Below are 22,260 nucleotides of genomic sequence, written 5' to 3'. Positions count from 1 at the left end.
GCAGAAGGCCCGGGGCAGACGCCACGGGCCTTCTGCGGGAGTGTCCTACCGGCGGGCGGCCCGGGCTCCGGCCGGGTGGGTCTGGCGCAGCCGCAGGATCATCTCATGGCGTTCGCGCGCCGTGCCCTGCTTGGCCTCCAGGATGCCCTTCACCTGGTTGGAGGCCCACTTAGCCAGCTTCTGGGTTTCGGCCGGCTGGCTGGCCGTGTCCTTGGGCATGCGCCCGTGCTCGTGCACGTAGTCGAGCAGGACCTGCATCATCTCGGCGGGGTCGCTGCGGGTCCGGCGGGTGAAGTTCATGATCCCCAGAATCGTACGGGCCTGGGCCAGGATGGCTTCGCTGGCCTCGCCCCGGCGGATCCGCGGACGCAGACCGTTCACCAGGTAGTTGCCCAGGGCCGCCTCGGCCGGGTCCTCGGCGCCCATCTTCGGCAGCCGTGAGTGCGGTGGAAAGCGGCCAGCTGCTCCAGCCGGGCCGTGGGGGAGTTCATGCTGTACGTTTCCAGCGCCCCGGGGTGGCGTGCGAGCAGTTCCCTGCGCTCGTCCGGCAGCTTGTCCTCGCGCAGCAGCTTCCGCTGGTTGAACAGGAAGTCGTACTGGCGCATCTCCTGTTTGTCCGGATCGTTCCGCATCGGCAACCGCCCGTTTTCCTTCACCCGGGCGGCGAACTCGTCGTAGCGGGCCTGCCACTGCTCAGGGGTCTGGGTGTTCAACTTCCGCATCCTCTCGGCCTTGACCTCGCGGCTGACGGGTTCGAGCATGCCGGGGGTCGCGGCCAGCAGCTTCACCTTCGCGGCGTCGGCCCTGCCGTTCATTGCCCGGTCACGCCACCGGTAGACCCACTTGGCCATCTCGGCGTCTTCCTTGGGCGTGGGCAGGCGGCTCAGCCGTTGGCAGGTGTCCTTGAGCCGGGTGAAGGCCGTGGTGAACTCGTACTCGGTCAGGTTCGGGGCATCCAGGAGGTTCTTGACGCGGGCCGCAGCGTCGGCCGGCAGCTCACCCTTCTCCAGCATGGTGCGGAGCCGGGCGAGCCTGCCGTGCATGGTCCGCTCGTTGGTGGCGCCGGGACGGTATCCGTGGGTGTTCACGAATTCCTCCAGCACCTGGATCCGCTCTTCGACCTCGGGGTCCAAGCCGGCCTGCGGTGCGGACAGCTTCAGGCCAGGGCTCTCCTGGTGGGTGGTGTGGCTGAACTGTCCGCCCTCGCGGACGCCACGTTGGACGCGGTTCTGAGTAAGTGTTCCCATATTGCTTCTGTGTGCGGCGTGGATCCGGGCATGGAGAGGCCCCGCCGGACAGCCGGCGGGGCCTGCGGCGTCCTAGCCCTCGATGTCCCAGTGGATACGCAGCGCCTCGGCGACCGGACCGGACTTCACATCGACGGTCTTGACGACCGGTGCCTCGCCCTTCTCCCGGGCGGTCTGGTCATGGTAGACGCGCCCGCACACCGGGCACAGCGAGTACAGTTCCTCGACGTCGTCGGGCATCTCGGCCAGGCCTGCCGGCACCCCGTCGGTGCGCAGGTGGAAGGCGACGCCGTCCTCGTCGCACTGGACCTTCCTAGCCGCATATTGGGCGCGGTCGCACCGGTAGCGCTGCCAGACGTCGGCGACGATGTCGGCAGGCGCCTTCTCGGTCTGACCCCAGAGGATCTCGTAGGCACCCTCGGTCTGGCCCTTGGTGACGCGGTTGTGGCCATGCGGCGCAGAGTATGGCGGTGGAACTCCACGTCCACGGCCGACGGGTCCGGCATGGTGGCTGGGGCGGGGCGGGCCTTGAGCAGCGCTACGCGCTCGGCCTTGGTGGACTTGCCCGGGCGGGCAATGGCCGCAGCCAAGGCCTCGTGCAGGGTGGCCGGCGTATCGGGGAGGTATGGATGCTCATGAAACCCATGTGCCCGGAGAGCGCCGCCGGCCTCCTCGGATGCCGCGGCGCGCCGCCGTCGGACATGTCCAACGCGGCGGGCCCGGACCGGGGTAGGTTGAACATATCGCCGGAGCAGCGCAGATCCGGTGCCGGTCCCTACCCCCAGCCAGGGCGGGGCCCTTTCGCCAGTGCTGACAGCCCGTTCCGGTTCCGTATCAGGGGGAGTGCGCCGCCGCACGGGCGCCTACGCATGTTCACAGGTGAAGTACCTCTTCACTCAGCACCGATGAAAGGGGCAGTCATGTCCGAGAACCCTCCCTCCTACCCGCAGCAGACACCGCCGGCCGAGCCCGGTTACCCGTCCGCTTACCCGCAGCAGGGCTCGCCCGTGCAGTACATGCAGTCCGACGAGATGTTCCGCGGCCAGAAGCACGCCCAGACGTCGCTGATCTTCGGCATCATCGGCCTGTTCTTCCTCGGTGTCGTCTTCGGCCCGCTGGCCATCGTGCAGGCCAACAAGGCCGAGGCGCTGAAGCAGCCTGCCACCGCCGGCAAGGTGCTCGGCTGGATCGACACCATCTTCGGCGTCATCAGCATCATCATCTTCATCGTGATGATGGGCGGGATGTTCGCAGCCATGGGCAGCTAGTCAGCCAAGGCAGAAGGGCCGGACGGGGAGCTGAAATGGTCCCGTCCGGCCCTTCGCTGTCTGCGGCTAGGCTTCCCCGTCCAGCAGCGGGTGACCGGCGGGGACGTGGACCGTGGTGCGCCAGGGGCGGCCCAGCGGGTCCAGTCCGGCCGGGACGGTGGCTGTCCATGACGTGGCGCCCATCCAGCCAGCGCTCGAGCTTCACGCCGATCAGGCCGCGGTCCAGGGCCTTAGCCGAAATGAACTTGCCGGAGACCATGCGGCCGCGGATGTCGGCGAAGTCGGTGTTCACCTGCAGCCCGGCAATCTCCTCGGCGCGGCTGATCAGGTCGTCATTCGGGATGCTGCGCAGTTCGATGGCCATCGGATGTCCTTCCGTCCCAACACCCCGGCCGGGCGCCTCCGGAAGCCATGTGTGCGGACTCCTCCCCATGCCCTCCCCAGGGTGCTCTGTGCCATAGCGCGGCGTATCCGGGGAAAGCTGGCGCGGACGGGGCGGTCCCCGGGGCAAAGCAAAAGGCCGGGAGGAGCTTCCACCCGGCCTACCGTGCGCCTGCTGTTAGTCGACGGTGTAATCCTTGCAGAACGCCTTGAACTCGTCCATCAGCCTCTCAGCGTCGGCCTCGTCGAGTGGGCTGTCGCCGTCGAAGGAGGGGAGAAGCGCTGCTGCCATGTTTTTCACCGGACCGTAGCCCTCATCCGCAAGTGTGGTCATGACCTCCTTCAGGTCCTCGATGTTCTCGGGGGTGGGGTCGGCCTCGCCGGTGAGCATCCTGGTCATCATGCCGCATTGGGCAATGGCGGTGTTCTCGTCGATTTTCTCCTCGGCGGCATCGGGCCCGGACCCGGCGCATCCCGAGAGCAGCAGGGCTGCCGCGGCGGTGACGGGCAGCATGACACGGCGCATGTAGTATTTCAAAAATCCCCCTGGAATCGGTGTGAGTGAACCTTAATATATCGTTTCACCAGAGGGCTTCCGGCAATGGACGGGTTTGTTGCGCCGGGCAGCGAAAACGCCATCTCCCCCCGTGCGGGAAGGCGGCATCCGGGGCAGGCCAGGCAGCCATTGCGGCATGATCGTGCGGTCGTAGCACAGCACCCATGATGCCCTCCCGGATGTCGGCCATAGCCGTGTGGTCGCTGGCCTTCGGCGGCAGCGCCTCCCAGCCGGGCCGTTTCCAGTGCCGGGCCAATTTCCCGACCGAGGAGGCGTCAATGATCCGGTAGTCCGTCATGACACGGGTTGTCGGGAAGAGCCCGTTGACGATGTCGAAGTCCAGCTTCACGCTGTTGCCGGCCAGTATGGTGCCCCGGTACTTGGAGCCGTCGCCGAGGATTTCGTCCTTGGCCGGGAAGTACGGCGTGACGAAATCGGCCAGCGTGACGTCGCAGTCCTCGGAGACCCCGGACGCTGGCGTGACACCGGCCGGCCGCCGAACAGGAGCTCAATCTTCACCTCACAGCCGGGCACCACCTGGTCCCCGCCGAGATCGGTGACCACCACGGTGACAGCCCGGCGGACGCCGGCAGCCAAATTGCTGCCATGATCCGCTGTCAAAACCCCGTGTACCCGACCCCATCGGCGTGCCCCTGTTGTGGGCCCTGGCCGATACCGGGATGGACACCTCCACGATCATCGCTTCGTACTACCAGGGGCAGCAGTCGGTGAACCTCGGGGGCATGCATCCGGACACCCGCCGGTACGTGCGCCAGGTGAAGGCCAAGCTGCGCCGCTACCGCCGCCCGTTCCTGGGGTCCTGAAGCATCCGCCGGGGCCGGTTCCGTCGGCGTAGGCTTGGACATGGACAACGGGCCGTCCGGCCATGTTGGGGGAACCGCCGGGGCATATCCATGTGCGCCGGCCAGGCTGGAAGGCACCGTCCTTGAACAAACGCGCCCTGTCGCTTCTCGCACTCACCATGCTGCTGCTCACCGGCTGCGCCCAGGCCGGTCCGGACCCTTCCGCGGCCGCCGAGACGGCTGCCGAGACCGCCATTGAAGCAACCGGCGAAGCCGACCTGGTTGATTTGCCCGATCTCACCGGAACGACCGTCAGCGAAGCGACCGACAAGCTGGAAGAGGCGGGCTTCACCGTGGCCGGCTACACGAATCAGTTCGGCGACCAGGTCCAGGCCGGAAGCGACTGGGACGTGTACGACGTGGCCTACCCGTCCGGGGCCAGCGCGGCCAGGGGATCCGCGGTGACCCTCGACGTCTTCGACCCGGCCGCCGACGAGGCCGACAAGGCAGTCGCCGGTCCGATCATCGTGCCCGATGTCGTCGGAATGACCGTCGAGGAGGCTGAAGCGGCCATCGCCGACGCAGGCATGACCGTCGATAGATACTTCGACGACGAGACCTTCTCCCGTAAGGAAATGATCAAGGGCGAGCTCGACACCGTGGAGCCTGCGGACAACTGGGTGGTGACAGAGGTGTACCCGCTGGCCGGCGTCCAGCTCCCCGACTCCTCGGACAGGAAGGCCATCCTCCTCGTGAAGGATGCCAAGACGGCCGCGGCCGAGAAGAAGGAGGAGGCCGAGGCGAAGAAGTATGAGGACCATTGGGTCATCAAGTACACGGTCGAGTCCGATGCGGCCGTCGATCTGGTCACCTACACGAACATGGTCGACTTCGAGATGAACCAGGAGCAGGACGCCTCCGCCTCGAAAACCAAGGTCGTGAAGACGTACAGGTTCGACGCCGATAAGTTCGGCGGCAGCTACACGGCCTGGTCCTTCGGGGTCAGTGCCATGGCCGGGGGCTACGCCAGCACCATCACCTGCCGGATCGAGGTCAACGGGCGCGAGGTGGCCAAGCAGACCTCCACAGGTCCGTACGCCAATGTGACCTGCCACGACGGGGATTACGAGGCGAGCTTCTGACAGCAGAGAAAAGGGCCCTGGGGATGATCCTCGGGGCCCTTTTCTGTCCTTGGGAAAGGTCAGTCGGCGGCTGCAGGCCGCTTCGCGGTTCCCGCAACGAGTCCCGCTCCGGCGGCCAGGAGGGTGCCGGCGGCGGCCGCGGCGACGAGCGTGGCCAGGGTCCGCAGGGCCTCGATCCAGGGTCCGGCGTACGCGGTGAAGGGCGGGAAGAGGAACCAGACGCTGCCTGCGCCCAGGAGGACGGCGGCCGCCGCGAGCATGAGCAGCAGCCTTGAAGGGGGCAGGTCCAGGGCCTCGGAGGATGCCGCTGCGGGGTCTGTGGTCTGCTTGTCCAGTGTCACGGGATCCTCTCTGCCGTGCATGTCGCGGGTTCCCACCTTTTCCGCGACCCGGACGCACTCCGGCCCGGTCCCGGTGCACCAGAGTTTGAGTGAAAATTCCGCGTGATTTCGGGGTTTTTCGCCGTTCGGGCCACCAAACCACCTGCCGCACCGGGGAACACGCCAGTATACGAGGAAGGGTAGGGAAACGAATCGGGCGTATGTTGCTTCCCCCTGTATAGGCGTAGGGGTGCAAAACAGGTGTGCGGGGTGGCCCGCAATGGGCCACCTATATACATATCTCTCTATTTTCCTTGAAAGAGAGAGGTTTATAGGGGGCCCCAGTGTTCCGGAAACCGGGCCACCCACGGGTGGGGACCGGGTGGCCGGCGGTGCACCCGCCCGTTTCGGGCGTTTTCGCACGGTTTGGCTCAGTGGTAGATGTCGGCAACCTTTTCGGCGGTGTCCTTGAGCCGGTTCCAGCCACGCAGGGCGGCCCGCTCGGCGGCGGGGTCGATCTCCCTCCCGTCCCGGCGCAGGATGTGGACCAGGGTCGCATCGGTGACGTCCTGGTGCAGGCCCTCTACCAGGTAGCGGCTGATCCGGTACCGCTCGGGGAACCGGCGCTTCTTCAGCAGGCTGTTCACGGCCCTGGAACCGAAGAACAGGTACATGACCGTCACCGGGAGGCCGACGGACGGTTCGGTGCCGGAGAACGCCATGACGAGGATCAGCGCCGGCAGGCCCAGCAGGAACGCCACGAGGCCCAGGGCCGGCGGCAGGAAACGGACTGCGCCGTTCGAGGTCTTCAGCATGCCCTTGACGTGCCGCTCCCAGAACGGCCCGGAAGCGGCCCGGTGCCACCGGCGAGGACTGTCCAGGTGCTCGGCAGCTGCCTTCAGGGCCTCCGCGTGCTCCTTCGGGTTGTCGGTGCGCAGCGCGGCCAGCAGCTCAGCCTCGTTGTCGGCCGTCGGGCGCAGGGAGCGCAGCGAGGCGGCCATGGCCAGCTGATGCAGGTCCAGGCGCGCAGCCTCCTCGGCCGGGGCCCGACCGGACAGTGCAGCCTTCGGCGCCGACGGGGTCGGGGCGGCGTCCTGGGTGCGGATGCCGTAGCGGGGCGAGCCGTCGGCGAGCAGGTATTCGGAACGGATGGTCAATGGGTCCTCCTGGTCAGGTGTTTGGACCCATGTGTGCGGAAGCGCTCGTCTCCCGTCCCCGCCGGCTGCCGCGGGCTGCGGTCCTGGTGGCCCTTCGTTGGGTCGGTGCCCAGCTCCCCTGTGGCCCGCGACAGGAGGCACTATTGCAGGCATGGGGAAGCTGCGGGCCTGATAATCGGTCCATGATTTCCTCTGCAGGATCGCCGCGGCCCGAGTTGCCCTTTGGGCCTGCGGGACAGGATCGGGTCTCTGTTGGGCTCTGCCGCGCTGGCTCACACGCCGGGTGCTACGTCCTGTACTTCTCCTACTTTTCGAGCACGCCCGACTGGTATCTGTTCGAGTTTGCCGGCCCGGAGTGCATGGTGGAGCTGCAGGACAGTGACTACTCGTTCTTCGCCGAGGACAAGCCTGAGATGGAGCAGAAGCTCGATGAGTTGGACGTTGCCTGGTACTCCGGCAGGGAGGCGGAAGCCGTGATGTTCGAGCACTTCCCCAGCCAACGCCCGGAAGAACCAGGCACGCTCCAGCGCTTCACCGACTGGATATGGCGACGGCTTCCCTAGGAAGACCTCGCTAGTCCTCGATCACCAGGTCGGCCAGGGCCGCGTGCGGGTGCCCGACCGAGTTGACCTCCAGGCCGTCGACCAGCCCGCCTTCGTGCCAGAGCAGCACCGAAAGGGCGCCCGTGCCTTCGCCGACGCCAAAGGCCAGCGGACACTCGGTCCCTTCGGGCAGTCTGGGCAAATCACCGGAGACCTCGATGTCGAAGCATTCACCGCAGCCTTCCATCGGCTCGGTCCGGCAGGAGGCGAACTGGGCCTCCAGCACGGAAGCCAGGTTGCCGGCGTGGTCGACGATCTGACCGAGGATGGCCCGCTGGGGGCCGGTCGGAGATTCCATGCACCCAGCCTAGGGCCGAGAGCACCAGGGCCGTCTGCGCATGTTCACGGGGAAACGCACTTCCCCGACGCCCAGGAGGTTCCCGTGTTCCTGCTTCCCACCGACAATGCCCGGCCGGCCCTGGTGCTCTCGGCCTCGGACCTTGCCGCCGGCTCCACCTGCCTGTTCGCCCTGAAGCGCCGCCTGGATGTGCTCACCGGCCGGGTCCCGCCGCCGGACCGCGGGGACGAAATGGCCGAGCTGCTGCGCACCCGGGGGGTGGCCCATGAATACCGGGTGCTCGACGGGTTCACCCGCACCCGGAAGGTCGCCGGCCTGACCGCCCCCGAGGGTGTCTTCTCCCGGTCCCTGCTGGAGCGGGCCCACGCCGAGACCCTGGCCGCGCTGGCCTCGGACGCCGAGGTCGTCTACCAGGGGTCGTTCTTCGACGGGGCCTTCCACGGCAAGGCCGACTTCCTCGTCCGCGAGGAGACCGGCGCCTGGTCGGTCAACGACACCAAGCTGGCGTCCAAGGCCAAGCCCGAGCACCGGATCCAGCTGGCAGCCTACGCCGACCAGCTCACTGCCGCAGGCATCGACGTCCACCCGGCCGCCCGGGTCATCCTCCGCGACGGCACCGCCGAGGAGCTCGACGTCGCCGCGATCCTGGCCGAGCTGCACGCTGTCCGGGCCCGGGTCGTGCCCGCGCTCCGGGACCACCTGGAGTCCGGGACCCCGGCTGCCTGGGATGCGGACGGGGGAGGGGCCTGCCGGAAGGCGGACTGCCCCGACTGCCAGGACGAGATCGCCCGGAGCCGGGACCTGCTGCTGGTCGCCGGCATGCCCACGGCGAAGAAGTACCGCACCCTGCTGCGCGCCGCCGGCATCGCCACCGTCGAGGACCTGGCCGCTGCCGAGCTGGATTCCCCGGATGGGAAGCTGGCCGGCCTGCAGGACCAGGCCCGGCTGCAGGCCGGGATCGGGGAGTGCGACGGTGAGGCCGGAGGGGTCCGCTACCGGGTCGCCGACCGGACTGCGCTGGAGGAGCTGCCGGCCCCGGATCCGGGGGACATCTTCTTCGACTTCGAGGGCGACCCGAACTGGCGCGACCCCGACGGGGACACCTGGGGGCTGGAGTACCTGTTCGGGCTGCTGGCCCGGCCGCTTGGGGACCCGGAGGCGGATCCGGAATTCGTCCCGCTGACCGCCCACACCCGGGCCGGGGGGGCAGGGCCTTTGCTGCCTTCATGCGCCTGGTCGCCGAGCGCCGGGCGGTGCATCCGGGGCTGCGGATCTACCACTACGCCCATTACGAGAAGAACGCCCTGAGCCAGCTGGCCGAGCGGCACGGCATCTACCGTGACCAGGTGGCCGAGCTGAACGGACAGGTGCTCTTCGACCTGCGCCCGGTGGTGTCGAAGGCCATCCGGATCTCGGAGAAGTCCCTGAGCATCAAGAAGCTCGAACCGCTCTACCGCACCGGGGCCCGCGAAGGGGTCTCCACCGCGGTGGACTCGATCACCGCGTACTCCTCGTTCATGGCCGCCTGGGAACTCGGGGACCATGCGGAGGCCGGCCGGATCATGGACGCAATCCTGGCCTACAACCGCGACGACTGCGAGAGCACCCTGCAGCTGCGCGACTGGCTGCTGGCCCTGTGACAGGCCCCGGCGGAGGAACGTGAAGCCTCCTTCGGATTGTTGCTAAGGTGGGCAAGGCCCGAAAGGGTCCTGGAAGGTCCTCCTGCGGTTCCCCCCAACACGCAGGAGGACCTTTCGCCTTCCCGGCCGCGATGTCACTGCGGCAGGGTAGGCTCCGGCGCACAAGGCACGGCGAGGGGGACCGGAGGCAATGGCGGGGAAGAAGGAGCTGCCCGACCGGCAGCAGCTGCAGAAGATGCGCACCGACGGCTGGCGCCTGGACGAGCTCGAGACCGTCTTTGGGATCCCCGGCAGCTCGGTCTGGGCGATCCTGACCTCCGAGATCACGGACGAGGAAACCGAGGCGTTTTTCCGTGAAAACGGCGTCTGAGCCCTTTTTCTGTTCCGGACGCGGTCCGCTCCTAGTGGAAGCCCCCGACAGCGGGCCGATATTGGCCCTTCTGTGGCCTTGGGGCGCTCCAAGGCAGGGAAGCACCTCCAGGCCCCTGAAGGCCTCTCAGAGGCGCTCAGAGCGTTTCCGCTTGTCGGCTGCCGGGCTGGCCGGCATTGAGGGCCCTTACTCTTTCCGGCCCGTCCCCGCCCTTATGCTGTCCGGGCCTAGTCCGGGTGGTTCCATTCGGCGGGGTTCGGCTCCTGGTCCGGTCCGGACCCGCCGGTGGACCAGCCAGTACCCTCCTCATAGGCGGCCACGATTTCCCCGGTGCCGGGCTCTTCGTCAGGTTGAATACACCAGCGCACCACTCCAGCCTGGCAGCCTGCCTCCCGGAGCATGCCGGTGGCCGCCGCTGTGGCCTCCTCAAGCGTCTCGCCCGGCACGGCGGAGCGGATCTCAGTGACTCCGTGGACCACGTACTCGAGATAGAACGGCATAGCGGAAGGGTGTCACACCGGCGCGCCGTGCGGCTACGGTTCCGGGCCTGCCTGCGGGTCTTCGATGGCAATTCCGCCGGCACGCCGGAAGGACACGGCATTGCCCCTGCTCCTGCGATGCATCCGGAAGCGGTGAGCGGGCCCGGACCCTCCGCACACATGGGAAAACATGATCCCACGCGAAGACCTCGACATGACCGCTATCATGCATAAGGCCGCGGACGCTGTCCTGACATCCATCGAGGGCGCCGGCACGCTCAGCTCGCTGAATCTGGCCGCCAGGGAGAAGCTGCTTTCCAACATGACCCCGATTGTCTGGAACGCCTCCCGGAGATCCTCGCCCAGGTCGAGCAGGTCCGCCTGAAGCAGGCCGAGGCCCTGGTCTCCGACTTCGTTGTCCCCGACACCATCGAAGGCCTGGGCTGATGGCCCGGCCGATCCTGGGCACGTTCGAGGCCGAGGGCGGCGGCCTGGCCGCAGACTGACCGTCCTGCAAGCAGAAGGGCGCCCCGCCGTACTGGCAGGGTGCCCTTCTGCTTGCCCGCCAATCAGGCGAACGAATCGTCGTCCGGGAGGTGGATGTGCGGCGCCGGGAACGACTTGGCGCGAAAACGCCCGAAACGGGCGGGTGCACCGCCGGCCACCCGGTCCCCACCCGTGGGTGGCCCGGTTCCGGGACCAAGGGGCCCCCTATAGAACCCTCTCTCTATAAGGATTAGAGAGAGATATGTATAGAGGTGGCCCAATGCGGGCCACCCCGCACACCTGTTTTGCACCCCTTCGCCTAATGCAGGGGGAACAACATGGGCCCGGTTTGTTTCCTTACCCTCCCTCGTATACTGGCGTGTTCCCCGGTGCGGCAGGTGGTTTGGTGGACCAAAGGCCGAAAAGCCCCGGAATCACGCGGAGGTTTGTCTGCGAACCCGGTGCACCGGGGCCGGCCCGGAGTGCATCCGGGTCGCGGAAAAGGTGGGAACCGGATTTTGCCGATTTGCCTACACATGCTACGCAGAAGGCGAAGCGTGAGCTTGCGAACCTGGCGGCAGAGCCGAAGCGTAGCATGTGACCGGAAAACCGGCCTTCTCCGGCCCTGCTCCTCAGCCCAAGTGGAAAACGTGGGCGAAATGAGCAAAACCCCTCGTCGACACCAGCCGGGCAGGCCGACGGGAAGCAGACTGCGACGCCACGGACGTGTCTTTGTCCGAGGTCCCGCGCCAATGCAGGACTGCGACTATCGAACTTGCCGCTGAGTCGGCAGGGAGGGCGGACTGGTGTCGGAGAAGAAGCAGGCGTTCATGCCGGAGAAGCAGAAGGCCATGCTCCGGCGGGCCTTCGCCGAATACCGGGCGGCCAGGGACCCCTTCGACCCGCGGGCAGTGAGCAAGCTGGCCTCGGTGACCAACTCGGCCCACGCCGCTGGCTGGTCCCGGCGCAGCATCGCCGGCGCCCTGGGTATCAGTACCGAGCGCATCCGCCGCCTGGCCGAGGTCACCGATGCCCCGGAACTTGAGGTTCCGCGGTACCGGGCCGGCGAGTCCTTTCCCGCCTCCGTCGTGAGCGCGTTCCGCCGCGCCGAAGACCAGATCAGGTCCCGGATGGCTGCCACCGAGCGGAAGCTGACCGCCCTGCTGCGCTTCGCCCACGCTTCCGGTTGGCCCTTCCAAACGCTGGCCGACATCATCGGGGACGTGACGGGGGAGCGGCTGCGCCAGCTGGCCGAATCTGACCTGGACACCTCCGGGATCGAGCCGCCGGTGTTGTTCGAGGAATTCAACCGCGCGGTAAAGCGTAGCCGCACGCCGAAGGCCCTGCCGCGCGGGCAGCTGACCAATGAGGAAAAGCAGCGGTTGGGTGAACTGGCCGCAATCGCCGGCAGGGCCACCAGAATGGGGCAGAAGTCACGGCGCAAGGGGGCGGAGTTCATCGAGGAGCACTTGACCGTCCGCCAGGCCTCCGAGGAGCTGAGTGCGCTGATCGCCGAAGTGAAGCGGCGCAACGTTATCTGGGCCGACATTGACTATGCCTGCGGGTACAGGCGCGGCAGCGCCCGGGCCCGGGCCGCACGGCACGGCTACGGCAGCACGCCCCCGTCCATGCGCGGCTACACCCGGACCGATCCGGAGGCCTTCAGGGATGTGCTCCAGGAGAGCAGACCGGTTAGGCATGAAAAAGGTGCGGACCCCGGGCAGGGTCCGAGCCTTGCCGCTGTCAGTCCTCCGGGCGCCTCCCCGAATTCTTGTAAATAGCGGCCTGTCATGCAACCAGGTCGCGGCGGCGGCGCTTCTTACTCGGCGGCCAGGGCACGCCCCAGTGAGCCAGTTGGGCTTTGGTCCATCCGCCGCCCGCGGTGCGAGTCGCTTCGATCACTTCCAGAGTGGGCAGGCCCACCATCAAACCACGGCACCAGAAACTGCCCCTCCGGGCATAGTGAGGACATGACGAAGATCCTGATCGCTGGTGACTGGCACGGCAACACGGTGTGGATGGAGAAGGCCCTGCGCACGGCCGCGAAGACCGGTATCTCCACACTGGTCCATGTCGGTGACCTTGCCGTGCTCTGGCCGGCGGTCAACGGCGACAGGTTCACCAAGATCCTCAAGCGCCGCCTGAACGAGCACGGGATCACGATGATCTTTGTCGACGGCAACCACGACGTGCACCCGAAGCTGCGCGCCCTGGCACTGAACGCCGGCGGTTTCGGGGTCATCAGCGACCGGCTGCTGTACGCGCCCCGCGGGCACCGCTGGGAGCTGGACGGGGTCCGGTTTGGGGCCCTGGGCGGCGCCTTTAGTATCGATCGGCGTTTTCGAAAGCTGGGCTCCACCTGGTGGGAAGGCGAGGAAGTCGTGCCGGAGGACGTGGAGCGGCTTGGCAACGGAGAGCTGGACGTGTTGATCACCCACGAGGTGCCCGCCGGTATCGACGTCATCTCCGAACTCGACCTGCCTGAGGCCCTCGAACGGGACTCCTACGCCAGCCGCCTGCTGGTCCGCGACGCGGTGAGGAACACGAAGCCGGCCCTGGTGTTCTCCGGGCACTGGCACCAGCGGCGCACCGGCATGATGCCGGGCATGGAAACTCGGGTCCACGTCCTGCACAAGGAGTTTTTCAACGGCAACCTCGTCACCCTGGATCTGAAGACCCTGGCCGTAGAGGAGTTCGCAGCCTGAGCCGGGGAGTGCTGCGGGTCCGGGCAGGCGGACTGCTCCGAAGTTTACCGGACGGACGCTCTAAGCGCCGTGCCCGGTCAGGGCGGCTGCCAGATCGGCGACGTAGCGAGCCGCGTCTTGAACTTCCTTGACAGTCCAAGTTTCGGGAGCCGACCAACTCGACTGAGTGTGGTTGAAGCAGAACGCGAAGCCGTTCTGCGGCGGAAAGTGGAAGCTGACGTACGGATGGCTGTCGGTCTTTTTCTGACCCGGCCGCATGACGCATAGCGTTGGCCCCTTGAACAGCCGCCCGGCCGTAGTAACGAACATGCCGTCAAGCTTCCGAGGCAACACCCATCCTGTCTCCTTCTGCTGGAAGGACGTGGCTCGGCGGTGCCCGAGCAGCCCCGTGGGGCCGAGGTCGTAATGGAAGCCGATCGGAATGGGGGCGACTTGCAGGCGGCGCATGCGGTCGGAGAAGTCGGCCAGAAGTGCGGCAGATTGGTGGACGGCTTCCGTACGGGCCTGTTCGGCTTCGTGGTGGCGCTGCAGCGCCCCAATGGTCCGGATGCCAAATCGGGGCAAGGTGGCCTTACGGGCCTTCGTCTAAACCCGTGTGGATTCCCGGGACCAACCACTGGCTTCCTGTCTGTCGCATGCAGTAGTCGGCCGAGGCCCGGATCGCCTGCTCCTTCGTCATGGCGGCCACGTCGTCTTCGGGGAGGGCAGCCCCGATCAGCTGCCGGACGAGTGCCAGCGGGACGGCTTCGGCCTGTGCGTCGGGCAGTCCGCGGTTGGGAAGGACCCCGTCGTGGGCGCAGGCCCAAAGCTGCTCTTCGGTGACCTCAAGCTGGTCCTTGAGAACGTGGTTCCAAATGCTCCCGCGGTAGGTCGTGCGGTCCACGGGCCGGGAGGTCGGCGCCGGAGACTCCTCACGCAGCCGCCTCCGGCGCCGGCGGCCGGTCAGCCGATGCCGGCCGAGGGCTTTTGGATCAGCGGGATGATTGCCTCGCCGGTTTCCGTGTCGTAGCCGTGGCCATGGTTGCGGTAGAAGTATCCGTCATTGGGCCAGCTAAGGTGCGTGGACAACGCCGGGGCAGAGTTGGTCTCATCCGTCCTGTGCTGCCAGTTGTCGGTGTGGGCCGTGCCGTCCCCGGCGGGGATGACCTGCCCGTCACGCAGCTTCAGTGAGGATACAGTCACGAAGCTGCGCCCGGAGCGCTCTGACCGCGTCTGAAGCCGCAGTTCGGCCGCGTCCAGGAAGTCGCGCAGCACGCATGACGCGGTCAGCTCGACGGCCGGCTCATCCCCGCCGAGATGGTGGTGGCGCCTGGCGGTGGCCCGGATCCGGGTGAAGACCCCGGCCGGGTCCAGGTCAACACCCAGGGAGGGGCGGACCACCGAGCCGGGGTCCGTGAACCGCTCCAGGAGGGCATGCCGCATGCCCGGAAATGTACCTGCCGGCTGCGACAGCCAGGGTCAGAGGCCGTCCTTGAAGACCTCGTCGGCGTCGAAGTCCCGGATCTGGCGCCAGTACAGGCGCGGGTACTCCGGGTGCGGTTTGAACCCGAGGCGCCGGACATGGCGCAGCGATCCGGACTCGATCCGCAGCCCGTCCCCGTTCTTCTCGCAGATCGGGTGGTAGAAGGCGGTGCAGGACCGGCCCGAGCCGTGGTGCTCCAGGAAAGCGGCTGCGGCCAGCAGCAGTGTCTCCAGCCGCGGCTCCCCCATGGGCAGGTTGAGGCTGTCCAGGGTGATCAGGTGCGTGGTTCCCTCCGTCAGGCTGCCCCGGACCGCCCCGATCAGCCCCTTCAGGTCCTCATCAGACAGGGCTGCCAAGGCGCCTGCCTTCCGGAGGTCGATGAGCCGGCCGGTGCACGCCGTTGGCCCGCCTGCATCTTCGCCGCGGCCGAATTCGCCCCGCTCCTCGTGGTACCGCCTCACATAGGTGCGGATGTCGGTGACGGCGTCCATGTCGTCCCGCGTCATGTCCGAGGGGTCGTACCAGATGGCCTGGGAGGCTTCATGGCTGGCGGAGACGTGCGAGTCCTCGGTGTGGAACAGGTCGAGGGTGGCATTCAGCATGCCGGTATCGTTTCACCTCGCCGGTCGGGTCGGGAATCGTTACGGCAGCACCCCGAAAAGGCCGCGGCAGAAGGTCCGGGAGCGTGTATTTTCCGCCCCCGTCGGGGGCTTTCGGCCTAGCCTCTGTCAGGACGGTTCCCATGGAAGAATGCGTTACCGGGGCCCACCTGTGGCGTGTTGGCCTGGTCCGGGCGGTCAACCTGGCTCCTATCCAGCCCTCTGGGGGATGAAGGCGGTACCGGCCTCGGCCTTGCGGACCGCGCAATCTCCAAGCTGTCATCACTGGAAAGTGAGTGATCGCTGGTGCCCGGCCTGTTGCCGTGGTCGGTTTCGCTGGCTGCATTCGCCGGGGGCGCGAGGGCGAGTGAGGAGAGCACCACGGCGGCGGCGGCAAGTGACTTGCGCATAATTGTTCCTCCATTGGAACGGCATCATCGACGGTGAGGCCTTTATTGAACGGCTTTCCATGGCCGCCGGGCGGTACTTGCCGTAATCGCCCCGGGCCCTGGCAGGGTCCTACACAATACCCCGCGGTCCGGTGGCAATGGAATAGGGATCCCGGTGTTACCGCCCCATTTTTCTGGACACGGGTGGCACTTTTGGGGGCCGTTCCCGATGCCGGGGGCATGGGATGCGCACCGCTTAGAACATGGCCATCATGTTCTCAACCCCGGTCTGCCCCATGTCCACGGTGGCCATGATGACCCCGGCGGCGGCGTAGAGGCTGATCGGGATGAGCAGGAACCATTCGCGCACTGAGCCGGCGTTGCCCAGGACGGGAAACGAGACGTAGCCGTTGCGCTGCCAGATCCGGTTCAGGAACGGGATTTTCTGCACGGCCTTCGGCGGCTTGATGGACAGGGGCCAGACCAGGTTGCAGCCGCCGGTGGTCATCATGTCCCCGAGGATGTGCACGATCACGCCGACGCCCATGGCGAAAACGAACCAGCCCTGGTCTTCGGGCCCGAACAGGGCGATGAACGCACCGAAGAAGATGCCCACCGCCCACGGGGTCTTGCGCAGCCGGTCCGGCATCAGCTTCAGGGCCTTGGCGGCGAACGCGGTCAGCAGCACGGTGAGGATGCCGGCCCCGGCGTACACGGCGCCGAAGGCGTCGGTGTCGATCACCCACAGGCCGGCCACGAAGGCGACGGCCACGAAGGCGATGACGCCCAGGATGGAGTGGGTGCCGTGGCGGTGGCCGCCGGAAACCTTGCCGATGGCCCCGCAGACCACATTGGACAGCGGCGGCAGGGAGTGGGCGATGGTGGCGTTGTGGTGGTCGGCGTCCGGGACCAGGGCGGCTCCGGCGCAGACCAGGGCCCCGGTGATGATGCCCATGGGGGAGAGGTCCAGCAGGCCCATGCCCAGGGTGAGGGAGTCGGGCAGCCAGGGGGCGTTCTGCTGGACCGCGGCCAGGCTGACTTCGGCCTGGCTGGTCAGTGCGACCCAGGCTGCGGCGCCGCAGGCGGCGTGGTGTGCTCCCATCATGGCGGGCGGATTTCCTCTCGGGCTGGTGCTTCGTCTGCACTGCCTATGTGTGCGGCGGCATCGACGGGCCTCCACAGGCACGGGAACCGGCAGGATGTTGCCGGTTTCGGGCCTCAGGCCAACCCGGGGCAGCAAAACCGCCCGGACCGGCAGGATGTTGCCGGTTTCGGGCGATGGCGGAAATTCTGGCTAGGCGGCTTCGGAGAGGCCGGTGATGAGCCCGGTGTCCTCGGGGAAGACAGTCAGCCACAGCTGCACTGCTGCCTCGATGTCCGCAGCGTCCAGATAGTCGAATGCCCAGGCGGCCTGGGCCAGCTTGGCCAGGGCCTCCTCGATCTGCCTGGCGGTGCGCTCGGCGGAGCTGCGGGTCCGGCGGTTTCCGTCCCCGCCGGTGTTCAGGCCGAGGCGGTCGGGGAGACTGCCGATGGAATCAACGGCGTCGAGGTAGGGCCGCCCCACGTCGAACTGTCCGGCGTCCAGCATGGCGGAGAGCTTGGCGATCTGGCCGCTCGTGATGCGCACGGCCAGGCCGTCCCGGTTGGGGCTTCCGGGGTTCCTGCGGCAGAGGATGTCGAATTCGCGCACGAGCATCTGGGCATCGCGCAGCTGCAGGTTCGGGAGCCGCTGCCCCAGGGCAGCCAGAAGGGGATGGGTCTGAAGGGTCATGCCGCACATGTGTACGGCATGGGCGGCCGCCGTCCCCGGCCGGTCAGGCAGCCTTGTCGGTGTACTCGGCGGTGGTGAGGTAATCGTCGACCGGGCATTCGCACGGCGGTTCCGCTGGATTGGCGTCCTCGGCGATGAACCAGGCCGAGACGCGCGGGTCCTTGGACCTCCAGGTCTTCTCGGGGTGGTCCGGGCACCTGAATGTGACCTTGGTGCTGCGGTCGTACCGGCGGATCGTGCCGATGCGGGTGCCGGCGGGATGGGTGGCCATGGGGAGTCCTTTCGGGTCAGGCGTCCTGCCTAGAAGGGCGGGGCGTCCGGGGCCTTCTGCGCGGAGGGCGTTCCGGTGCCGTACCGGGCCACCAGGGAGCGGAGCTGCTCGGAGGCGTTGAACCGGATGCCGCCGGGGCCGATGAATTCCGGGGTGCCGGCGATGGCGTTGTCCATGTCGTCGGCCATCCTGAGCAGCTCCCGGTCCAGGCTCACAGGTCAGCGTCCGGAGCCGCGCGCTGTGCGGCGAGGATTTCGGCCAGGGCCAGCAAAACCTGGTCGGCGTCCCCGGTGCGGGTGCCGGAGCGCTCGGTCAGCCCGTTGAGCAGGGCCCGGTCCTGCCACAGCTCCATCGGGAGCGGATCGACCACGGGGTAGGCGGGGTCGCGCGGTGCGGTGAGCGAATAGATCTCCTCGGTGGACCACCGTGCATCCGGTGTGTGGTGGTTGATCAGGTGCCCTTCACCGGTGACGTCGGCGAACAGCTGCTTCACCCAGGCCGGGGCGTTGCGGATGCTGTACTCCGGGTTGGGCGAGGTGTTGTCGTAGTCCATGGACTGCATCGGCCGGTCTTTTCCGAACAGCTTGACGCTGAGCTTGTTGAACGGCGCTGCGTCGTGCGGAGCGGAAACATACAGGACCGCCAGGTACGGGGCGAACTCGGGGTGTGTGCGCATCCGGTCCGGGACGGTCCCGGCGTTGGTCAGCTTCACCCGCCATTCGCGGTGCCGGCCGGAACGCAGGTTTTCGATCTCGAAGACGGTCACCGGGCCGCCTCCTCGCCCGTGTCGGCCGGCTGCGCTTCCCCGGGGTTGTTCCAGGACTTGTCCGGGTCGTCGAGGTCGCCCCACGCACGGTAGTAGAGGTCCGGCTGCCCGGTCATTTCCTTGAAGTGCTCCCAGACGGCGTCGTAGCTGCGGTTGGCGTAGACCTCCTCGCCGTCGGCATACAGGACGTGGAGCTCGCGCTCCTGGTCCGCCCCGATGACGTAGGCCGGCTCGTGGAAGCGGCGGACTTCCTGCCTCACGATGGAGCGGACGTCCCCGGCGTCCAGGTAGTCGGGCTGGAAGCCGGCGCGCTCTTCCGGATTATCCGGAAGCTTGACGGTGTATTCGATGGTCTCGCGGATCGTAATGAAGTCAGGCATGAATCTCCTTCAGCTGCTGGCAGGAGCCGGAGCCGGGGCGAGCACCAGATACTCGGCGCGGATTTCAGCCAGCAGCTCGTGCCCGGGTTCGGCTCCGCTCCCTGCCGCATCCTCCAAGGCCGTCTCCAGCATAAAATCCAGATCGGCCTGCAGGTCGTTGGCCAGCACGACGGCCTGATGGTTGTAGATGTCCTGCCGGTTCAGGAAGATGACGCGGTTGCAGGCCTGGTTGCGGCAGGTCTGTCCGGGTCCGTTTTCACGCCGGACCGGCTGATGCCTGGCCAGGGAATCGGCAATACGGCCGAGGGCCCGCTTCCTGGATGTGTATTCGGCTGGCATGGCGGCCCTTCGGGTAGGGGATTGGCAGTTACCGGCTTTCATGTGTGCGGCAGTCGGCCGGGCAGTCCCCGCCTCACCGGCCACGCCAACGCCCGTGGGCGAATGCCCGCGGATAGGATGGATGCGGACGGCGGCCAGAGGGCGTTCGCCGCCGCCAGCCGTCCCGCGCCCTCGACCGGGGGAACTGTGAAACGTATCATCACCACCGCGCTGTCTGCAGCCCTGGCCATTGTTGGCCTGACCGCTCTGCCGGCCCAGGCGGCGAACCTGCTGCCACGCGGTTGTGAGGGCTACGGCCACGAAGCATCCGTGGAGGATTTCACCAGCATCCGGTGCACGGGCGTCACGGGCGCCAGTGATTTCACGCAGTACCCCAACCTCACCTACCTGGACCTGAACTACCTCGGGGGCGGGGTCACCACCAACATCACCCGCGTCCCGGCCATGCCGGCCTCGCTGGAGGAGCTGCGCATTGGGCACGTCACGGCCGCCGGGTGGGAGAACCTCTACGCCCTGCCGAACCTGGCCAGGATCGCCATCTACGACACGGCGGCCGTCCCCGACCTGGCCCGGCTTGCCGCTTCTGCGCCAGGCCTGGAATCCTTCATCGCCGGCGTCACCACCCCGGTCGGCAAGAACCCGGTGAACCTGACCGCCGCCCGCGCCATGCACAACCTGGAGACCTTCCGCCTGTACTACGAGCAGACCGGCGTGGCGGCCACCGGCATGGTCAACACCCCGATCAGGCACACCCCGATCAACGACATCACCGGCAAACCGCTGGCCTTCACCTCCACCGACCACTGGGGCAAGTCAGGCTCCGCGGGCCTGACCTACACGATGGAGGGCGACCATCAGGTCACCTACGACGGGGACCTCTACGACGCCCGGGAGTACCTGGACCACCTCGACGAGTGGTCGGTGACCCAGGAAAGCACTGTGCGCGTGCAGGACATGGCGGACCTGCACTACGTTCCCGAAGCAGACCGCGAACGCATCACCGGCACGACCCGGGTCGGCAGCCGGCTGGCCCTGGACGGGCGGACCCTGCCGCTGGGGTACGAAAAGTACCAGTGGCTGCGCGACGGCGAACCCATCCCCGGGGCCACCAAATCCACCTACGTGCAGACCGCGGCCGACATCGGCAAAAGGATCTCCGTGCAGTACACGGACACTGACGGCCGCTTCGTGGACGACCGGGGCAGCCGCGAGGGCGTCACCCGCTACTACGTGCCCGTGACCGCCACCGCGTCGGCCCGCTCGGTCACTCTCGGGCTCATGTCTCAGGCGAAGTCCCCAGCCATCACCGGCACCCGGAAGGTCAACTCGGTGCTGACTGCCAGGCCCAGCTTCGGGCTGTCCGGCACCACGGTGAAATACCAGTGGCTGCGAAACGGGAAGAAGATCACCGGCGCCACCAAGGCCAGATACCGCCTTCAGACCAGGGACTACGGCAAGAAGATCTCCGTCAAGGCCACCGCCTCGAAGAAGAACTACGTCACGGTGACCAAGAAGAGCGGCGCTGTCCGCCCGGCAGCCCGCCCGCTGAAGGCCACCAGTGCTCCGAAGATTACCGGCACGCTCAAGGCTGGCAGCAGGCTCAACGCCAGCACCGGGTCCTGGGCGGCGAAACCGTCCAAGGTCCGCTACCAGTGGTACCTCGACGGCATCGCCTGGTATCCGGGGACCGGGAGCACGTTCAAGGTCCCCGACAGCTATGACCGGCAGAAGATCAAGGTGCGCGCGTACGCTGTTCGCGATGGCTACACCGAGGGCAGGGTGATGTCTGCGGCGGTGAGTGTAAAACCGAACCTGAAGCGCGAGCCGGTCAGGAAGCCGAAGAGGACCTGCACGTTTGTTGCCATCAGGGACCTGAGCGGGAACGAAATCGGTGTCTGGTCCTGCAAGGTCAGCTAGGCAACGCGGATTCCTCGGGAGCGTCCGGACGGGCGATGAGCCGTTCTGTAGACGTCCAAGTCCGTCTGCTCCTTGCGGGTCAGGGTCTTCCAGCAATCCTGGGTCATCTCGGAGACCTTTTCCTTGTGCGCCGAGTCGGCGTCCTGAATGGCCTTGCGCAGGCAAGCGAATCCCGCAGCCGGCAGTTTGACCCTGTCTTCTTCCCATTCGCGGTGCCCCATGGCGTTCCTCCCGAGTTGATCCTGACCTTCTGTGTGCGGCGCGCCGGGCCGGCGGCATGGAGCGCGATCAGCGGGTGTGCCTGCATAGGCTGGGCAGGAAGCCACCGCACTCCTTGGGGGAACCATGACCGAACACCGCACCGCCCGCGCCCGTGCCTGGACGTCTCTGGCCGCCGCTACCCTCGCTGCCCTCGCCCTGGCCGGGTGCGGATCTGGGGCAGCTACCGTCGAGGGCGCGCCGCCGGCAGCCCTGGCCACCGGGACGCCACGGGCCCAGGAGACGACGGCTCCGTCGGCTGCTGAGAGCCCCTCCAAGGCTGCGGAATCGAAGAAGGCGGCTGCCGCCGCGAAGAAGGAGAAGCAAGCCGCCAAGGGCACCGCCCTGGCCCTGCTGGAGACCATCCCGGTCAAGGGCCGTGCCCCGAAGACCGGGTATGACCGCGACGAGTTCGGCAGCGGCTGGCAGGACCCGGACCGCAACGGCTGCGATGCCCGCAACGACATCCTCGCCCGCGACCTGACCGGCGAGACCTTCAGGCCCGGCACCAACAACTGCATCGTCACCTCCGGCACCCTGGCCGATCCGTTCACCGCCACGACCATCCACTTCGTCCGCGGCAACGCCACCAGCACCGCCGTGCAGATCGACCACGTCGTGCCCCTGAGCGATGCCTGGCAGAAGGGTGCCCGG

The 22,260-nt window shown here is 67.4% G+C and carries 34 protein-coding genes; 12 read left to right on the top strand and 22 right to left on the bottom strand.

Features of this window, described 5'->3' with window-relative positions; translation table 11 throughout:
• Positions 1–45: 45 nt before the first annotated feature.
• From HGG74_RS15900 to HGG74_RS15890, 3 genes are all read right to left on the bottom strand, one after another.
• Positions 46–426, bottom strand: coding sequence for a hypothetical protein (locus tag HGG74_RS15900; RefSeq protein WP_168487923.1), 381 nt, complete (start codon positions 424–426; stop codon positions 46–48).
• Positions 378–1,247: a helicase associated domain-containing protein gene (locus HGG74_RS15895; protein ID WP_168487921.1), complete on the bottom strand. Its 870-nt coding sequence runs from the start codon at positions 1,245–1,247 to the stop codon at positions 378–380. The genes HGG74_RS15900 and HGG74_RS15895 overlap by 49 nt, the downstream gene beginning before the upstream one ends.
• Before the next feature lie 72 nt (positions 1,248–1,319).
• A complete protein-coding gene (locus HGG74_RS15890) occupies positions 1,320–1,487 on the bottom strand; it encodes a hypothetical protein (RefSeq protein ID WP_168487919.1) in 168 nt (55 codons plus the stop codon).
• Positions 1,488–2,167: 680 nt separating this feature from the next.
• On the opposite strand from HGG74_RS15890, the gene HGG74_RS15885 reads away from it, so the two are divergent.
• The gene (locus HGG74_RS15885) at positions 2,168–2,515 is read left to right on the top strand and encodes a glycosyltransferase family protein (protein ID WP_246262951.1); all 348 of its coding nucleotides are present in this window, start codon (positions 2,168–2,170) and stop codon (positions 2,513–2,515) included.
• Here the strand turns inward: HGG74_RS15885 and HGG74_RS15880 are convergent.
• The 3 genes from HGG74_RS15880 to HGG74_RS15870 form a co-directional block, all read right to left on the bottom strand.
• Entirely contained in the window at positions 2,472–2,879 is a 408-nt protein-coding gene (locus tag HGG74_RS15880) for a hypothetical protein (RefSeq protein ID WP_168487917.1), read from the bottom strand. The genes HGG74_RS15885 and HGG74_RS15880 overlap by 44 nt on opposite strands.
• A gap of 195 nt (positions 2,880–3,074) precedes the next feature.
• Positions 3,075–3,422: a hypothetical protein gene (locus HGG74_RS15875; protein WP_168487915.1), complete on the bottom strand. Its 348-nt coding sequence runs from the start codon at positions 3,420–3,422 to the stop codon at positions 3,075–3,077.
• Between the two features lie 55 nt (positions 3,423–3,477).
• Positions 3,478–3,801, bottom strand: coding sequence for a 3'-5' exonuclease family protein (locus HGG74_RS15870; RefSeq protein ID WP_168487913.1), 324 nt, complete (start codon positions 3,799–3,801; stop codon positions 3,478–3,480).
• Positions 3,802–4,099: 298 nt separating this feature from the next.
• On the opposite strand from HGG74_RS15870, the gene HGG74_RS15865 reads away from it, so the two are divergent.
• Complete coding sequence (locus tag HGG74_RS15865) at positions 4,100–4,276, top strand: hypothetical protein (protein WP_168487911.1); 177 nt, start codon at positions 4,100–4,102, stop codon at positions 4,274–4,276.
• A 122-nt stretch (positions 4,277–4,398) separates the two neighbouring features.
• The gene (locus tag HGG74_RS15860) at positions 4,399–5,397 is read left to right on the top strand and encodes a PASTA domain-containing protein (RefSeq protein WP_168487909.1); all 999 of its coding nucleotides are present in this window, start codon (positions 4,399–4,401) and stop codon (positions 5,395–5,397) included.
• Positions 5,398–5,456: 59 nt separating this feature from the next.
• On the opposite strand, the gene HGG74_RS15855 is transcribed toward HGG74_RS15860, so the two are convergent.
• Both HGG74_RS15855 and HGG74_RS15850 read right to left on the bottom strand, forming a co-directional pair.
• Positions 5,457–5,738 (bottom strand): hypothetical protein, encoded by a 282-nt coding sequence (locus HGG74_RS15855; protein WP_168487907.1) that lies wholly within the window; start codon positions 5,736–5,738, stop codon positions 5,457–5,459.
• 410 nt (positions 5,739–6,148) lie between these two features.
• Positions 6,149–6,874: a hypothetical protein gene (locus HGG74_RS15850; RefSeq protein WP_168487906.1), complete on the bottom strand. Its 726-nt coding sequence runs from the start codon at positions 6,872–6,874 to the stop codon at positions 6,149–6,151.
• Positions 6,875–7,056: 182 nt separating this feature from the next.
• Between HGG74_RS15850 and HGG74_RS15845 the strand changes: the two genes are divergently transcribed.
• Positions 7,057–7,437 (top strand): hypothetical protein, encoded by a 381-nt coding sequence (locus HGG74_RS15845; RefSeq protein ID WP_168487905.1) that lies wholly within the window; start codon positions 7,057–7,059, stop codon positions 7,435–7,437.
• A 10-nt stretch (positions 7,438–7,447) separates the two neighbouring features.
• Here HGG74_RS15845 and HGG74_RS15840 read toward each other — a convergent pair whose 3' ends face one another.
• Positions 7,448–7,774 (bottom strand): hypothetical protein, encoded by a 327-nt coding sequence (locus HGG74_RS15840; RefSeq protein ID WP_168487904.1) that lies wholly within the window; start codon positions 7,772–7,774, stop codon positions 7,448–7,450.
• An 84-nt stretch (positions 7,775–7,858) separates the two neighbouring features.
• Here HGG74_RS15840 and HGG74_RS15835 point away from each other — a divergent pair, with 84 nt between their 5' ends.
• The 3 genes from HGG74_RS15835 to HGG74_RS15825 all read left to right on the top strand — a co-directional run bounded on the left by HGG74_RS15835 (position 7,859) and on the right by HGG74_RS15825 (position 9,784).
• Positions 7,859–9,082: a hypothetical protein gene (locus HGG74_RS15835; RefSeq protein ID WP_168487903.1), complete on the top strand. Its 1,224-nt coding sequence runs from the start codon at positions 7,859–7,861 to the stop codon at positions 9,080–9,082.
• A complete protein-coding gene (locus HGG74_RS15830; RefSeq protein ID WP_168487902.1) occupies positions 9,001–9,414 on the top strand; it encodes a ribonuclease H-like domain-containing protein in 414 nt (137 codons plus the stop codon). The genes HGG74_RS15835 and HGG74_RS15830 overlap by 82 nt, the downstream gene beginning before the upstream one ends.
• A gap of 190 nt (positions 9,415–9,604) precedes the next feature.
• Positions 9,605–9,784: a hypothetical protein gene (locus HGG74_RS15825; protein WP_168487900.1), complete on the top strand. Its 180-nt coding sequence runs from the start codon at positions 9,605–9,607 to the stop codon at positions 9,782–9,784.
• Positions 9,785–10,011: 227 nt separating this feature from the next.
• Here HGG74_RS15825 and HGG74_RS15820 read toward each other — a convergent pair whose 3' ends face one another.
• Entirely contained in the window at positions 10,012–10,284 is a 273-nt protein-coding gene (locus HGG74_RS15820) for a hypothetical protein (protein WP_168487898.1), read from the bottom strand.
• A gap of 193 nt (positions 10,285–10,477) precedes the next feature.
• On the opposite strand from HGG74_RS15820, the gene HGG74_RS15815 reads away from it, so the two are divergent.
• From HGG74_RS15815 to HGG74_RS15805, 3 genes are all read left to right on the top strand, one after another.
• Positions 10,478–10,648: a hypothetical protein gene (locus HGG74_RS15815; protein WP_168487896.1), complete on the top strand. Its 171-nt coding sequence runs from the start codon at positions 10,478–10,480 to the stop codon at positions 10,646–10,648.
• Positions 10,649–11,555: 907 nt separating this feature from the next.
• Positions 11,556–12,530 carry a hypothetical protein gene (locus tag HGG74_RS15810; protein ID WP_168487894.1) on the top strand — a complete coding sequence of 325 codons (975 nt, stop codon included), beginning with the start codon at positions 11,556–11,558 and terminating at the stop codon, positions 12,528–12,530.
• Between the two features lie 189 nt (positions 12,531–12,719).
• Positions 12,720–13,454: a metallophosphoesterase family protein gene (locus HGG74_RS15805; protein ID WP_168487892.1), complete on the top strand. Its 735-nt coding sequence runs from the start codon at positions 12,720–12,722 to the stop codon at positions 13,452–13,454.
• Between the two features lie 60 nt (positions 13,455–13,514).
• Here the strand turns inward: HGG74_RS15805 and HGG74_RS15800 are convergent, their stop codons facing one another.
• The 11 genes from HGG74_RS15800 to HGG74_RS15750 all read right to left on the bottom strand — a co-directional run bounded on the left by HGG74_RS15800 (position 13,515) and on the right by HGG74_RS15750 (position 19,431).
• A complete protein-coding gene (locus HGG74_RS15800; RefSeq protein ID WP_168487890.1) occupies positions 13,515–14,018 on the bottom strand; it encodes a hypothetical protein in 504 nt (167 codons plus the stop codon).
• A gap of 7 nt (positions 14,019–14,025) precedes the next feature.
• Positions 14,026–14,337, bottom strand: a complete 312-nt coding sequence (locus HGG74_RS15795; protein WP_205762028.1) for a hypothetical protein — start codon at positions 14,335–14,337, stop codon at positions 14,026–14,028.
• Between the two features lie 59 nt (positions 14,338–14,396).
• A complete protein-coding gene (locus tag HGG74_RS15790) occupies positions 14,397–14,876 on the bottom strand; it encodes a hypothetical protein (RefSeq protein ID WP_168487888.1) in 480 nt (159 codons plus the stop codon).
• A 36-nt stretch (positions 14,877–14,912) separates the two neighbouring features.
• On the bottom strand, positions 14,913–15,518 hold the full coding sequence (locus HGG74_RS15785; RefSeq protein WP_168487887.1) for a hypothetical protein: 606 nt from the start codon (positions 15,516–15,518) through the stop codon (positions 14,913–14,915).
• A gap of 642 nt (positions 15,519–16,160) precedes the next feature.
• A complete protein-coding gene (locus HGG74_RS15780) occupies positions 16,161–17,009 on the bottom strand; it encodes a metal-dependent hydrolase (RefSeq protein WP_168487885.1) in 849 nt (282 codons plus the stop codon).
• A gap of 189 nt (positions 17,010–17,198) precedes the next feature.
• Positions 17,199–17,675, bottom strand: a complete 477-nt coding sequence (locus HGG74_RS15775; RefSeq protein ID WP_168487883.1) for a hypothetical protein — start codon at positions 17,673–17,675, stop codon at positions 17,199–17,201.
• 43 nt (positions 17,676–17,718) lie between these two features.
• On the bottom strand, positions 17,719–17,946 hold the full coding sequence (locus tag HGG74_RS15770; protein WP_168487881.1) for a hypothetical protein: 228 nt from the start codon (positions 17,944–17,946) through the stop codon (positions 17,719–17,721).
• 29 nt (positions 17,947–17,975) lie between these two features.
• The gene (locus HGG74_RS15765; RefSeq protein WP_168487880.1) at positions 17,976–18,161 is read right to left on the bottom strand and encodes a hypothetical protein; all 186 of its coding nucleotides are present in this window, start codon (positions 18,159–18,161) and stop codon (positions 17,976–17,978) included.
• Positions 18,158–18,712, bottom strand: a complete 555-nt coding sequence (locus tag HGG74_RS15760; protein ID WP_168487878.1) for a hypothetical protein — start codon at positions 18,710–18,712, stop codon at positions 18,158–18,160. The genes HGG74_RS15765 and HGG74_RS15760 overlap by 4 nt, the downstream gene beginning before the upstream one ends.
• The gene (locus tag HGG74_RS15755; protein WP_168487877.1) at positions 18,709–19,092 is read right to left on the bottom strand and encodes a hypothetical protein; all 384 of its coding nucleotides are present in this window, start codon (positions 19,090–19,092) and stop codon (positions 18,709–18,711) included. The genes HGG74_RS15760 and HGG74_RS15755 overlap by 4 nt, the downstream gene beginning before the upstream one ends.
• A 9-nt stretch (positions 19,093–19,101) precedes the next feature.
• Positions 19,102–19,431: a hypothetical protein gene (locus HGG74_RS15750; RefSeq protein WP_168487876.1), complete on the bottom strand. Its 330-nt coding sequence runs from the start codon at positions 19,429–19,431 to the stop codon at positions 19,102–19,104.
• Positions 19,432–19,617: 186 nt separating this feature from the next.
• Here HGG74_RS15750 and HGG74_RS15745 point away from each other — a divergent pair, with 186 nt between their 5' ends.
• A complete protein-coding gene (locus HGG74_RS15745; protein WP_168487875.1) occupies positions 19,618–21,348 on the top strand; it encodes a hypothetical protein in 1,731 nt (576 codons plus the stop codon).
• On the opposite strand, the gene HGG74_RS15740 is transcribed toward HGG74_RS15745, so the two are convergent.
• On the bottom strand, positions 21,345–21,569 hold the full coding sequence (locus HGG74_RS15740) for a hypothetical protein (protein ID WP_168487874.1): 225 nt from the start codon (positions 21,567–21,569) through the stop codon (positions 21,345–21,347). The genes HGG74_RS15745 and HGG74_RS15740 overlap by 4 nt on opposite strands.
• Before the next feature lie 124 nt (positions 21,570–21,693).
• Here HGG74_RS15740 and HGG74_RS21660 point away from each other — a divergent pair.
• Positions 21,694–22,260 (top strand): GmrSD restriction endonuclease domain-containing protein (locus HGG74_RS21660; protein WP_246262950.1); only part of this gene is annotated, 567 nt, incomplete at its 3' end.

Origin of the sequence: Arthrobacter mobilis (genome assembly GCF_012395835.1) — a bacterium.
Classification (GTDB): Bacteria; Actinomycetota; Actinomycetes; order Actinomycetales; family Micrococcaceae; genus Crystallibacter; species Crystallibacter mobilis.
The sequence above is the reverse complement of the archived record's forward strand: the minus strand, read 5'-3'. Positions and strand labels throughout refer to the sequence as shown.